At 63.7% G+C, this 13,370-nt stretch carries 12 protein-coding genes and 1 tRNA gene; 8 read left to right on the forward strand and 5 right to left on the reverse strand.

Features of this window, described 5'->3' with window-relative positions:
- The 3 genes from WCE35_RS08455 to WCE35_RS08465 all read right to left on the reverse strand — a co-directional run.
- A partial coding sequence (locus tag WCE35_RS08455; RefSeq protein ID WP_424592893.1) for an ISNCY family transposase occupies positions 1 to 1,200 on the reverse strand: 1,200 nt, incomplete at its 3' end.
- 375 nt (positions 1,201 to 1,575) lie between these two features.
- Positions 1,576 to 1,665, reverse strand: a tRNA-Ser gene (locus WCE35_RS08460).
- Between the two features lie 102 nt (positions 1,666 to 1,767).
- Positions 1,768 to 2,169 (reverse strand): translation initiation factor 2, encoded by a 402-nt coding sequence (locus tag WCE35_RS08465; protein ID WP_424592894.1) that lies wholly within the window; start codon positions 2,167 to 2,169, stop codon positions 1,768 to 1,770.
- Positions 2,170 to 2,400: 231 nt separating this feature from the next.
- Here WCE35_RS08465 and WCE35_RS08470 point away from each other — a divergent pair, with 231 nt between their 5' ends.
- Positions 2,401 to 2,622, forward strand: a complete 222-nt coding sequence (locus tag WCE35_RS08470; protein ID WP_424592895.1) for a hypothetical protein — start codon at positions 2,401 to 2,403, stop codon at positions 2,620 to 2,622.
- A 308-nt stretch (positions 2,623 to 2,930) separates the two neighbouring features.
- On the forward strand, positions 2,931 to 3,833 hold the full coding sequence (locus tag WCE35_RS08475; protein WP_424592896.1) for a septal ring lytic transglycosylase RlpA family protein: 903 nt from the start codon (positions 2,931 to 2,933) through the stop codon (positions 3,831 to 3,833).
- A gap of 21 nt (positions 3,834 to 3,854) precedes the next feature.
- On the opposite strand, the gene WCE35_RS08480 is transcribed toward WCE35_RS08475, so the two are convergent.
- Positions 3,855 to 4,790 carry an alpha/beta fold hydrolase gene (locus tag WCE35_RS08480; RefSeq protein ID WP_424592897.1) on the reverse strand — a complete coding sequence of 312 codons (936 nt, stop codon included), beginning with the start codon at positions 4,788 to 4,790 and terminating at the stop codon, positions 3,855 to 3,857.
- Between the two features lie 164 nt (positions 4,791 to 4,954).
- Between WCE35_RS08480 and WCE35_RS08485 the strand changes: the two genes are divergently transcribed.
- Genes WCE35_RS08485 through WCE35_RS08510 form a run of 6 tightly spaced genes read left to right on the forward strand, consistent with a single transcriptional unit; the run spans position 4,955 to position 11,545 of the window.
- Positions 4,955 to 6,214, forward strand: coding sequence for a D-alanyl-D-alanine carboxypeptidase family protein (locus WCE35_RS08485; RefSeq protein WP_424592898.1), 1,260 nt, complete (start codon positions 4,955 to 4,957; stop codon positions 6,212 to 6,214).
- 2 nt (positions 6,215 to 6,216) lie between these two features.
- On the forward strand, positions 6,217 to 6,903 hold the full coding sequence (gene tmk, locus WCE35_RS08490; protein ID WP_424592899.1) for a dTMP kinase: 687 nt from the start codon (positions 6,217 to 6,219) through the stop codon (positions 6,901 to 6,903).
- Positions 6,900 to 7,940, forward strand: a complete 1,041-nt coding sequence (locus WCE35_RS08495; protein ID WP_424592923.1) for a DNA polymerase III subunit delta' — start codon at positions 6,900 to 6,902, stop codon at positions 7,938 to 7,940. The genes tmk and WCE35_RS08495 overlap by 4 nt, the downstream gene beginning before the upstream one ends.
- 56 nt (positions 7,941 to 7,996) lie before the next feature.
- Positions 7,997 to 9,919 (forward strand): methionine--tRNA ligase, encoded by a 1,923-nt coding sequence (gene metG, locus WCE35_RS08500; protein WP_424592900.1) that lies wholly within the window; start codon positions 7,997 to 7,999, stop codon positions 9,917 to 9,919.
- A gap of 31 nt (positions 9,920 to 9,950) precedes the next feature.
- Complete coding sequence (locus tag WCE35_RS08505; RefSeq protein ID WP_424592901.1) at positions 9,951 to 10,742, forward strand: TatD family hydrolase; 792 nt, start codon at positions 9,951 to 9,953, stop codon at positions 10,740 to 10,742.
- A complete protein-coding gene (locus WCE35_RS08510; protein ID WP_424592902.1) occupies positions 10,739 to 11,545 on the forward strand; it encodes an MBL fold metallo-hydrolase in 807 nt (268 codons plus the stop codon). Before WCE35_RS08505 ends, WCE35_RS08510 begins: the two co-directional genes overlap by 4 nt.
- Before the next feature lie 173 nt (positions 11,546 to 11,718).
- Here WCE35_RS08510 and WCE35_RS08515 read toward each other — a convergent pair whose 3' ends face one another.
- Entirely contained in the window at positions 11,719 to 13,368 is a 1,650-nt protein-coding gene (locus WCE35_RS08515) for an acyl-CoA synthetase (RefSeq protein WP_424592903.1), read from the reverse strand.
- Between the last annotated feature and the right edge of the window lie 2 nt (positions 13,369 to 13,370).

Consider the following 13,370-nt stretch of genomic DNA (forward strand, 5'->3'; position numbering starts at 1 on the left):
CTTGACGGCTCCGAGCACGCTGCCAGGCTGAGGCGCGTCGGGGCTGATCTCTTTTCCGCCGGCGTCAAACGTCGCCAATCGGTGCGGGCCGAGGAACACGCTCACGGTAGCATCGGGATACTCGTGAAGGCGCACCACGGCCTTGACGAAGTGGGGCCTGAGCCGGCTCTCGGGCAGCTGCAACCGCCGACCGCTCCATGCGATCGTATTGTCGTTGGCGACGGTTCGCTCTTCGATCACGCACAGCGTCTCGCGCCAGGCCTGGTGGCGGTCGGCCACGAACGCTGTGCCTTGCTGTTCGGGCTGGATCGCAAATGCCGCGTTATGCTCGGCGATGTAATGCGCCTTCAGCCACGCATTGGCGGCCTCGACGGTCCTGATCCCGGCGAGCCGCAGGTCCTTCGGCAGCCGGCCCTGCAGCGTGCCGAACATCCGCTCGGAGCGCCCGCGCGCCTGCGGCGAATACGCCGCGATATGCTCGATCCCGAGATGTAATAAAGCCCGTCCTACCTGGGTTTGTTGCGTCTTCGAGACCTTCTCGCCAGCCTTCGGAGTATAGAAATAATGGCTGCCGCGATCGGTGTAGAGCGCGCAGAACAAACCATGCTCGCCAATTACCTCGCCCAGGGCCTGGAACGTCGAGGCCGTGCCTTCTTCCTCGACCAGCAGCATCGAGTAGATATCGCTCGTCGCATCGTCCAGCGTGACGATCAGGTCCATCGCCGGCAGACCTTCGATCCAGACATGGCGCGACCCGTCCTGGTGCAGCAGCATGCCCCGAAGTGGCCGGCGTGGACGCTTCTTGCGGTGCGCCGAACGCTTCGGCGCCTTCCGCACCAGGCCCGCCGCATGCAAGGCCAGCTTCGTCACCGTGTAGCCCAGCACATAGCCATGCCGCTTTTGCAACTGCTCGTGGAAATGCTTCACCGTGAAGTCCGCATACTTGTCCCGGAACAGTCCCAGCATCCGTTCCAGTTCTTCCTCAGGCGCACGCCTCGGCGATCGCCGGCCCAAGCGCCGGTCGACCAGTCCGTCATCGCCCTCCGCCTCAAAGCGTTCCGCCCAGCGTTGAAACGTCCGCACGTTGATCCCGAGCATCTCAGCCGCCGACTCCTGCGTCAGGTTCTTCGCCTCGGTTCGATCCAGCAAATCCGAAAATCGCATCCGTCGTACACCCTCGTGAATGGATGCCGTGCCCATCGTGCCCCCTTTGTTCCGGGCACAAAAAACACGACACTTCACGAGCTACAAACAGGCGACAGATCACGCGCTACGGACACCCAATCCCGCGATAGCTTGTTCGCCTCCCAAAGGTTCCGCATACTGAAGGCTGGAAGAAATAGCGCTCGTTCGACGGCATAGATTCGCCTAAGCGGGGTCGTGGTTGCCTGCATGAGTCCAACCAGCCTCTCGGCGTCGCGCAACAGCCGATCCTTCCAAGGTCCGCTCTCATAAATCATGAGCCCTCTCAGTGAGGAGCGTCTGTGCCACGGCACAAGTTGGGGTCTACTTTGGGGACCAGTTCCCGGCGCATGAATATAAATTCATATTTTTCAATCACTTACGGAAATCCCTTGGCGGAAGGGGTGGGATTCGAACCCACGGTACCCTTGCAGGCACGCCGGTTTTCAAGACCGGTGCCTTAAACCGCTCGGCCACCCTTCCGTCTTTGAATGCGAGCGGCTTAGCAAAGGGGGCAGGGCCGCGAAAGGGGCAACTGCTGATCCCTGCTTCCCGCGACAGCTCACCAAGCTCAATCTCCACAAGCTACGTGCCGGCCTCCGGCGTGCGCTTTGCGGGTTTGCCGCGCGGCCGCGCGGGGGCCGGCGGCGCCAAGGGCCTGATCGGCTTGAGCGTCACGATCACCGGGTTGGGCTTGTGGTCCTGAGCCGCTCCGGTCACGGCATCCACGCCCATGCCGACCAAACCGCCCGCCAAGATGTTGCCGGCAAAACCGGCGGCGCCGGTCGCAGGAACCTCTTTCGTCAACTGGACGATCTCCGGCTCAAAACCTTCCTTGGCGAAACTGACGGTCAGATCCGCGGAGCGCTTGGCGACAATCGCGCAGGGCGTGATGCAAGCGGCAGGAACTTCGAGGCCCGAAATCGTGGCCTCAGCTCCTGCCGGCGTTGATGAAATGCTGATGTTTTCGGTGGTCCCGCGCGTCACAGACGCGCAGCCGCCCAATGCAAGCGTCGGACGATGACGCAGGGCGCCTTCCGCAGCCGCCTAGTGAAACACAAAGGCCAGCAGGCCTGAACACAACAGCACAAGCCCGGCTGCGGTCAAAGCGAGGAATCCATCGGAGACCAAATCGTGATTGCTCATGATACACCTTCCAATCTCGATGCTCGTCCGAATTGATTAAGGCTTTCGGAACGAGCCTGCTGGAAAGAGGTGATGCGTCTCTCCACTCATCGATCTATGCGTATGGCTCAGGCCCTTGAGCTGAAGCCTTCAAATGCATGGGCCAGAAAAATCCCTGCGCTCACCAGGGCCATCACTGCTGAAACTGTCTCGATCATCGCAAACGTCCTTTTCGCCAACGCGAGCAAGACAACGACCGCTTTGCTGCACAGTCAAAAAGATTCACGTGCCGGAATCGAAGTTCGGGCCGACTGATGATTTGCTGCAACAGGTTGTGGCATAGCGCGGGCGCGAGCGAGGCGGATTTATGCGCGCGCTCCAGCAAGACCCCGTAGATCCACGGAACGCTCCAGCGAGACTCCGTAGATCCACGGAAGCGGAACGGAACGATTGATTCACCATGCACGCGCTCTCCCCATTTCCGCCGCGTTCAGGTTGCGATATCTTCACGCGCCGGTGCGGAGGTGGGCCGCATTGTGGCAAAGGGACGTCCAGCCCGCGGCGTACGCACGCGTCCGGCAGAACGGTAATTGGGGCGTATGGGGATTCGACGGCGATATCCGATGGTTCAGGCGGCGGTCGGTGCCGTTGCCGTCGCAATGTGCCTGATGCTCGCCAATTGCGCCTCGTCGAACAAGTTTGCGAGCCGCGTCGATCCGAAATACGGGGTCTCCTCCAGCCCGCGGGTGGTCGAGCTCGGCGATCCCGTGCCGAAGGGCGGCGGTACTTACCGCGTCGGCAAGCCTTATACGGTCGCGGGCCGGATCTACGTGCCGGAAGAGGACGTCAACTATCAACAGGAGGGGATGGCCTCCTGGTATGGTGATGACTTCCACGGCCGGCAGACCGCCAATGGCGAAGTGTTTGACATGGGTTCGCTGACCGCGGCCCATCCCACCCTGCCGATGCCGAGCTATGCGCGGGTCACCAACCTGCGCAACGGCAAATCGCTGATCGTTCGCGTCAATGACCGCGGGCCATATCACAGCAACCGGCTGATCGACGTCTCGAACAGAGCCGCCGAATTGCTTGAATTCAAGAGCAGTGGCGTCGCCCGGGTTCGGGTCGAATATGTCGGCCGGGCGCCGCTCGAAGGTTCCGACGACCGCCAGCTGCTTGCGACCTTGCGCACCGGCGAGCCGGCGCCGTCGCCGTCCACGGTCCGGGTTGCTTCCGCCCGTCCGTTCGTGCCCGAGATTCCGTCCGCCGCCGGCCGGATCCGGGGCGAGGTGCCGATGCCGGAAGGGCGTCCCTACAGCCTCGGCAACAACTCGGCCGATTACGCCTCGATCAACGCGACATCTGAAATGTCGGCCTCCAGCCGCTCGCGGGGACGGGCCTTGGAGAACCCCCGCGCGGTGTCCTATGAGACCGACGATCGCTTCGCGCCCGGCCCGGCTTCGGCTTATGCGCCGATCGATCCGCGCGGGCCGCGCGAATTGCTCACCGGCCGCGGGCTATATTGAATCTACCGGTTTGCGTCACCCTCATTTGAGAAATGCGATCAAGGCGGCGTTGACCTCGTCGGCGCGCTCCTGCTGAATCCAGTGGCCGCCGCCCTCGATGATCAGCTTTTGCTTGAGGTTCGGCAATACCCGCTCCATCTCATTGACCCGCTTGGCGCCGATCAGTCCGGTAATCACCGAATCCTTCGATCCGGCGATGAACAGGGATGGCTGATGGATCTGCGCGCCGTGCCAGGGCGCCGTCAGTTCCCAATTGCGGTCGATGTTGCGGTACCAGTTCAGCCCGCCGCGAAAGCCGGATTCCTGGTAGGCTTCGGCGAAATGAGCAATGTCGGCTTCGCTGAGCCACTTCGGCAAAGGCTGGTCTGCGCGCAGATGACCCAGAAATCCCTTGCCCTGATCGATGAACATCGCTGAAGGATCAGAAATCCCACGCCCCAGGACCATCCGCATCGTCGCGGTGACATCGCGCTCGAATTCTGCTTCGGCCACGCCCGGCGTTTGAAAATACTGCCAGTAAAAATTGGTGATGCCGCTTTCACGCAAGGCATCGAGCGGCCGGACGCGGCCGCGAAAGGGCGGGGGAACGCTCAGGCCCGCGACCCCGGTAAAGATATCGGGCCGGAACATCGCCGCGTGCCAGGCCACCGGCGCCCCCCAATCGTGGCCGACGATAACGGCCTGCTTTTCGCCGAGCGCGGCGACCAGTGCGACCATGTCGCCGACGGTGTCGAAGATGCTGTAGGCATCGACATCGGCCGGCGCGCTGCTCCGGCCGAAGCCGCGCATGTCAGGCGCGACGACATGAAAACCGGCATCCGCCAGCGCCGGGATTTGATGCCGCCAGGAATAGGACAATTCCGGCCAGCCGTGGCAGAGCAGCACCAGCGGGCCCTGGCCTTGCTCGCACAGAAACAGCTCGATCCCGTTGGCGGAAATGGTGCGTGAAGAGGGCATCGCGTTTCCGCCTTGTTTTCCGGCTCTCGTCGCGGAATGGCTCCGCGCGAACGATAGGGGCGTTTGCCCGCCGCCGCAATCGGATCGACTTCGCGACCAATCTCAACAGCTCGGTTGTTTGCGATACCTGCAATTGTTAAAAGGCCGGGATTCAGGAAGTCGTCATGGCATTGCAGACCGCTATTTCCCGCAAGTCCGCCGCCGGGGCAGGATGCCCCTGGCGCGGCGTGATCGTGGCCGTGGTGGCGCTGGCGGTGGGCTGGGGCGGGATCGTCTACGCCGCCAACAACAGCGTGCAGGGTGCCAAGAAAGAGGAGGGCGGTTTTGACGGCGATGCACCGACCGCGATCCTGATCGAGGCCTCGAGCGGCAGCGTGCTGTTCGAGAAGAACGCCGATGAACTCCGCGCGCCCTCCAGCATGCTGAAGCTGATGACGACGGAAGTGGTGTTCAACGCGCTGAAGAAGGGCGACATCAAGCTGTCGGACGAATACCGCATCAGCGAGAACGCCTGGCGCAAAGGCGGCGCGCCGGCCGGCGGCTCGACGATGTTTGCGATCCTCAACAGCAAGGTGTCGGTCGACGATCTCCTGCATGGCGCGATCGTCCAGAGCGGCAATGATGCCTGCATCGCACTGGCCGAGGGCATGGCTGGCAACGAGCGCATCTTCGCGGCGGACATCATGACCAAGCGCGCCCGCGAGCTCGGCTTGACCAGGTCGACCTTCGGCAATTCCAACGGCTTGCCCGATCCCGCCAACAAGATGACGGTGCGCGAACTGTCGAGATTGGCGCGCCACATCATCCTGACCTATCCCGACATGTACAAATTGTTCGGCGAGAAGGAATTCACCTGGAACAAGATCCGGCAGCAAAACCGCAATCCGCTGTTGAACTCGCTCGCCGGCGCGGATGGATTGAAGACCGGCTACACCAAGGAAGGCGGCTACGGCATGGTCGGTTCCGCGGTCCAGAACGACATACGGCTGATCGTCGTGGTCAACGGCCTCGAGGACCCCGACGATCGAGCGGCCGAAGCCAAGAAGATGCTGGAATGGGGATTTCGCAATTTCGAAGCGCGGACATTGTTCGCATCCGACCAGCCGGTCGGCTACGCCAAGGTGTTTGGCGGCGAAAGCCGCTCGGTCAAGCTTGCCAGCCCGCAACCGATCAAGGTCATGGTGTCGAAAAACGGCGGCGACAAGCTGATCGCCCGCGTGGTCTATAACGGGCCGGTGCGGGCGCCGATCGCGGCCGGCCAGCAAGTCGGGGTCGTCAGGGTCTGGCGCGGCGCCAATATCGCCATGGATGCGCCGGTCTACGCGGCGGAGTCGATCGGCACCGGCTCGACGATACGGCGGGCGATCGACGGAGCAAGCGAGCTCGTCATCGGAATGTTTCGCGCCAGCGCCGAGAAGCTCTGACCATGACGGAGGCAGCGGTCAACCGACCTTCCGGACGCGGGCGATTCATCTCGTTTGAAGGCGGCGAGGGCGCGGGAAAATCCACCCACATCCGGAAGCTCGCGGAGCGCCTCGCGGCGGTGAAGCTGCGCGCCATCGTCACCCGCGAGCCCGGCGGCTCGCCGGGGGCCGAAATCATCCGGCATGTCGTGCTGTCCGGCATGGGCAAGCTGCTCGGCCCCGACGCGGAGACGCTGTTGTTTGCCGCCGCGCGCGACGACCATGTCCGCACCGTCATCCAGCCGGCGCTCGCGCAGGGCATCTGGGTGCTGTGCGACCGCTTCATCGACTCGACGCGGGCCTACCAGGGCAGGCTGGGGCAAGTCGCTCCCGGCGTTCTCAATGCCATGCAGCGCGTCACCATCGGCGACCTCAAGCCGGACCTGACCATCATTCTCGACGTTCCCATCGAAGTCGGCCTCAAGCGCGCCGCGGCGCGCCGCGATGGCGGTGCGCCCGACCGGTTCGAGGCGGAAGACCTCAAATTCCATCAGGACCTGCGCGACGCCTACAGGCAGATCGCCGCCGAAGATCCGCAGCGCTGCGTGCTGATCGACGCCAATGCCGATCCGGACCAGGTGGCGGCGCAGATATGGACCGCCTTGCGCGATCATTTGCTCCCGACGGCGCCGGCGGCCAGTCCCGCATGAACGCCCGCAAGAGCGAGCCAGAGATCGCGGTCAGGCATCCGCGCGACACCTCCGTCCTGTTCGGGCATCGCGAGGCCGAAGTGGCATTGCTGAGCGCCTATCGCAGCGGGCGCATTCCGCATGCCTGGCTGCTCGGCGGCGCGCAGGGCATCGGCAAGGCGACACTGGCCTATCGCATGGCGCGGTTCGTTCTCGCCCACCGCGATCCGCTCGCACCCTCGATGCAGCGCGCCGAGACGCTCGCCGTCGATCCGTCCGATGCGGTGGCGCGGCAGATCACGGCGGGTGCCCATGGCGGGCTGTTGGTGCTCGAGCGCGGCCTCAACGACCGTGGCGTGCTGCGGACGGTCATCACTGTCGACGAAACGCGGGAGACGATCGCGTTTTTCGGCTCGACCGCGGCGGTGGAGGGATGGCGGGTTTGCATCGTCGACACCGTCGACGACCTCAATCCGAACGCGGCCAACGCGCTGCTCAAGATCCTCGAGGAGCCGCCGCGGCAATCGCTGTTCCTGCTTGTCAGCCATGCGCCGTCGCGGGTGCTGCCAACGATCCTGTCCCGCTGCCGCAAATTGCCGTTGCGGCCGCTCGCCATCGATGACGTCATCCGCGCCGCGGCCAAGGCCACCGACAGCGCAGCCGACGATCCTGCGATCGCGCAAGCCGCCGCGGCGTCGGAAGGCAGCGTGGGGCGCGCACTGATGCTGCTTGGCGGCGACGCACTTGCGCTGCAGCAGCGCACCGCGGCGCTGCTGGCGAGGTTGCCGCACGTCGATCCGCGCGAGCTGCACGCGCTCGGTGACGCGCTCGGCACCAGCGACCGCGTCGCGCTCGCCGCCTTCATCGACGGGATCGATCGCTGGATCGGCGAACGCCTGCGCGTCGATGACGCCAACGCCAACCTGCCGCGCCTTGCACGGCTGGCGGAGGTATGGGAAAAGATCGTCCGCGCCGCGCGCGATACCGAATCATACAATCTGGAGCGAAAACCGCTGGTTTTCTCGGTGTTCTGGATGCTCGCGGAAGCAACCCGATAGACACTCTGCCAATTATCGCTCCGACAAGCCTGTTTGAACTGTTGAAGGAATTCGTGGTGGCGACCGCCAAGAAAAAACCGTCTAAAAAGAAGGCGAAGAAGGCTCCCAACGCCGCGCGCACAGGCGCGTCCAGAAAGGCGGCGGCCAGGAAGCGCGCGGCGCAGAACAAGCGCGCTGCGAGCAAGCCTGGAAAGACGCCCAAGAAGACCGCCAGGAAGACCGCAAAGAAAGCCGCGAAGAAACCGACTGCGAAAAAGACGGCGAGAAAATCCGCAGGAAAGACTGCAAGAAAGTCGGCGGAGAAAACGGCGGCAAGCCATCAGCCGGCGCCGAAGCCAGCCGCCGCTGTCGTGAACCCGCCGGCCGCCGAACGACGCCCAAAGGTCGCCAAACCGCCCGCGAAGGCGGCTCCGGCCGCTCAACCCGCTTCGGCCACCTCGCGCGGAAATATCTTCTACATCACGACCGCAATCGCTTATCCGAACGGTATGCCGCATATCGGCCACGCCTATGAGGCGATCGCGACCGACGCGCTGGCGCGCTTTCAGCGGCTCGACGGCAAGGAAGTGTTTTTCCTCACCGGCACCGACGAGCACGGCCTGAAGATGATCCAGGCTGCCGAAGCAGAGAATCTGCCGACATTGGAAGTCGTGACGCGCAATGCTCTCAGGTTCAAGGAGATGGATGAGCGTCTGAAAGTCTCGTTCGACCGTTTTATCCGCACCACGGAACCCGCGCATCATCAATCGGTTCAGGTGGTCTGGAATCGCATGCAGCAGAACGGCGACATCTACATCGACACCTATGCCGGCTGGTATTCGGTGCGAGACGAAGCCTATTACGCCGAAGAAGAAACCGTGGTCGGCGAGGACAAGGTGCGCCGCGGCCCGCAGGGCTCGCCGGTGGAGTGGGTCGAGGAGAACAGCTATTTCTTCAAGCTGTCCGCCTATCAGGACCGGTTGCTGGCGCTGTACGAAAACCAGCCGGATTTCATCGGGCCGGATTCGCGCCGCAACGAGGTGATCAGCTTCGTGAAGGGGGGCTTGAGGGATCTGTCGATCTCGCGGACGACGTTTGATTGGGGCGTCAAGGTGCCCGGTGACCCCGAGCATGTGATGTATGTCTGGGTCGATGCGCTGACCAACTATATCACCGGCGTCGGCTTTCCCGACGAGGATAGCGAACTCTGGCATTACTGGCCGGCCGATGTGCACATCATCGGCAAGGACATCATCCGCTTCCACGCCGTGTACTGGCCGGCGTTCCTGATGTCGGCGGGTATCGCTTTGCCAAAGCGCGTCTACGCCCACGGCTTCCTGTTCAACCGGGGCGAGAAGATGTCGAAGTCGGTCGGCAACGTCGTCGACCCCTTCAACCTCGCCGATCAATACGGCGTCGACCAGCTGCGCTATTTCTTCCTGCGCGAGGTGCCGTTCGGGCAGGACGGCAACTACAACCATGAGGCCATCGTCGCGCGCATCAATGCCGACCTCGCCAACGATCTCGGCAATCTGGCGCAGCGCTCGCTGTCGATGATCGCAAAGCAGCTCGGCGGCATATTGCCCGAGCCCGGCGATTTCACGGGCAACGACAAGTCGATCCTGGCGCAGGCCGACGCCATGCTGGCGCTTTCACGATCCGCGATGGCGACCCAGCAGATCCACCAGTGGCTGAACGCGGTCTGGGCCATGGTGGCGGAAGCCAACCGCTATTTCGCGGGCGAGGCGCCATGGGCGCTGGCCAGGACCGATCCGGCACGGCAAAAGACGGTGCTGTATGTGACCGCGGAAGTCGTGCGCCAGATCGCGATCCTGACCCAGCCTGTCATGCCGGAATCGTCGGCAAAGCTGCTGGACAGTCTCGGGGTACCCGTGGATGCGCGCAACTTTGCGGCTCTTGGTGGTGTGCGACGCATCGCGCCGGGCACCACGTTGCCGGCGCCGGTCGGCGTGTTTCCGCGCTATGTCGAACCCAAGTGAGATTGACCAGTCGGATTGAACGGTTCGCGTCATGCTCGTCGACAGCCACTGCCATCTGGATTTTCCCGACTTCGCCGAGGACCTCGACGGCATCGTCGCGCGCGCGCAGGCCGCGGGCATCGGGCGCATCGTCACGATCTCGACAAGGGTGAAGCGGCTCGGCGCGCTGCTTGCGATCACCGAGCGGTTTCCCAATGTCTATTGCTCCGTCGGCACGCATCCGCATCAGGCCGACGAGGAAGACGGCATTCCCGCCGGCGAACTGATCGAACTCTCCAAGCATCCGAAGGTCGTCGCGCTGGGCGAGGCGGGGCTGGACTATTTCTATCAGCACGGCTCACGCGAGGCGCAGCAACGCGGTTTTCGCGCCCATATCGCCGCAGCCCGGGCGACCGGCCTGCCGCTCGTGATCCACACCCGCGAAGCCGACGCGGATTGCGGCCGCATCCTGGAAGAGGAGGTCGCCAAGGGTTCGTTTCGTGCGGTGCTGCATTGCTACACCGGCGGGCGGGAGCTCGCGATGAAGGCAATCTCGCTCGGGCTCTCGATTTCGTTCACGGGCATCCTGACCTTCAAGAAGTCGGACGCCTTGCGTGCGCTCGCGGCCGAACTGCCGGCCGACCGCATCATGGTCGAAACCGACGCGCCGTATCTGGCGCCCGGAAAATTCCGCGGCAAGCGCAACGAGCCGTCTTACGTGGTCGAGGTCGCAAAAGTGCTGGCGGAAACGCGCGGGGTGTCGCTGGAGGTGATTTCCCGGCAAACCAGCGAAAACTTTTTCTGCCTGTTCTCCAAGGTGCCGGCGCCGAAAGCGTCGGCATGACGCTGACGCTGACGATCCTCGGCTGCGGCTCCTCGGCCGGCGTGCCCCGCCCGGCGCTCGGCTGGGGCGCCTGTGACCCGAATAATCCCAAAAACCGTCGCCGCCGCTGTTCGCTGCTCGCCGAGCGGACGTCGACGCAGGGGACCACGCGGATATTGATCGATACCTCGCCCGACCTGCGCGAGCAGTTGATCGACGCCAGGGTCGATCACATCGACGCGGTGTTCTTAACGCATGAACACGCCGACCAGACCCACGGCATCGACGACCTCCGTTCGGTCGTACTGCATCAGCGGCGGCGGATTCCGGTCTATTTCAACCAGTCGACCGCCAAAGACATCATGGCGCGGTTTTCCTATTGCTTCATTGCGCCCGAAGGCAGCGAATATCCGCCGATCCTGAACCGACACTCGATCGAAACCGGCGAAAGCCGCAAGATCGAAGGGAAGGGTGGTGAGGTGACCCTGTCGGCCTTTCTGGTCCAGCACGGCAACATTCCAGCGCTCGGCTATCGTATCGGCGATGCCGCCTACACGCCCGATCTCAATGACATTCCCGAAGAGAGCTGGGCGGCGCTGGAGAACCTCGATCTCTGGATCATCGACGGACTGCGCTATGCGGGACATCCCAGCCATTTCAGCGTCGCCGACGCGCTGTCCTGGATCGACCGCTTCAAGCCGAAGCGGGCCGTCATCACCAACCTGCATTCCGACCTCGATTACGAGGTGCTGCGTCAGAGCCTGCCGGCCAGCGTCGTTCCGGCCCATGACGGGATGCGGCTGACGCTGGAGCAGGCGGGCTGAAGCGCAGGGCGGGGCCGGTCGCAAAGCGCGGAGGAACGTCGATGATTGGTCTGTTCCTTGAAGTCCGGACCGGGCAAGGACATGCGGGCCAATATCTGGACCTTGCGACTTCGCTGAAGCCCGCGCTTGAGGCCATCGGCGGTTGCCTCGTTATCGATCGCTTCGGCGACACCTCACGCCGAAATCGCTTTTGCCGAATCCACCTGATCGCGCAGCATGAATTTCTGGATTTTCCCGGTCGACGTCTTCGGGACCGGCCCGAACACCACCGCCTTCGGCGTCTTGAAGCCGGACATGTGGCTGCGGCAGAACGCGATGATATCCGCCTCGGTGGCGCGCGCGCCGTCCTTCAACTCGACGAACGCGCAGGGCACTTCGCCCCATTTGGCATCGGGCTTTGCGACCACGGCCGCGAACAGCACCGCCGGGTGCTTGTAGAGGATGTCCTCGACCTCCACCGAAGAGATGTTCTCGCCGCCGGAAATGATGATGTCCTTGGAGCGGTCCTTGATGATGATATAGCCGTGCTGGTCGAGCACGCCGAGATCGCCGGTATGAAACCAGCCGCCGGCAAAGGCCTCTCGCGTCGCCTTCTCGTTGTTCAGATAGCCCTTCATCACGATATTGCCGCGGAACATCACTTCGCCGATGGTTTCGCCATCGCGTGGCACGGGTGTCATGGTCTCGGGATCGAGCACGGTGACGGCTTCCTGCAGCGGGTAGGGCACGCCCTGCCGCCGCTTGAGCTGGGCGCGCTGGTCGGCGGGAAGCTCATCCCAACCCGGCTGCTCGGCGCATACGGAAGCCGGGCCATAGACCTCGGTCAGGCCGTACACATGCGTCAGCCTGATGCCGATGCTTTCGGCGCCCTCGAGCACGGCAACCGGCGGTGCCGCGCCCGCGATCAGCCCGGCCACCGGCCGCGCGGCGGCCCCTCTGGGCGCATCCGGCGCGTTGATCAGCGTGTTGTAGACGATCGGCGCGCCGCACATGTGGGTGACGCCGTGTATGGGGATCAGCTCAAAGATCTTCGATGGGTCGACCTTGCGCAGGCAGACGTTGATGCCGGCGGCCGCGGCGACGGTCCACGGAAAGCACCAGCCGTTGCAGTGGAACATCGGCAGCGTCCAGAGATAGACCGGATGCTGGCCGAGTTGGCCTGCGAGGATATTGCTGACGGCGTTGAGATAGGCGCCGCGGTGATGCGTCACCACGCCCTTGGGATTGCCCGTCGTGCCCGAGGTGTAGCTCAGCGCGATCGCGTCCCATTCGTCTTCCGGAAGTCGCGCGACGAAGTCGGGATCGCCCTGAGAGACCGCGTCCTCGTATTCGAGCTGGCCGATCCGCTTGCCGCCGGCAAAGGCCGCATCGTCGACATCGATGACGAAGGGTTTTGGGCCCTTCATCAGCATCAGCGCTTCCGCGATCACACCGGAAAATTCCGGATCGACCAGGATGATTTTCGCGCCGCCGTGATCGAGCTGGAATGCGATCGAGGGCGCATCGAGCCGGATGTTGAGGGCGTTCAGCACCGCGCCTGCCATCGGCACCGCGAAATGCAATTCGTTCATCGCGGGGATGTTCGGCAGCATCGCCGCCACCGTATCGCCGTTGCCGATGCCAAGGCCGGCGAGATACGACGCAAAGCGCCGGCAGCGGGCGTAGGTCTGCGACCAGGTGAAACGGCGGCCTTCATAGACCGTGCTGACATGGTCGGGATAGACCGCGGCGCTGCGCGCCAGGAAGCTCAGGGGGGTCAGCGGCACGTAGTTGGCCGGCGTCCTGTCTAGTCCGGTACTGTACTGGCTTTGGGCTGCGCTCATCG

The organism is Bradyrhizobium sp., from assembly GCF_049691595.1.
Taxonomy (GTDB): Bacteria; Pseudomonadota; Alphaproteobacteria; order Rhizobiales; family Xanthobacteraceae; genus Bradyrhizobium.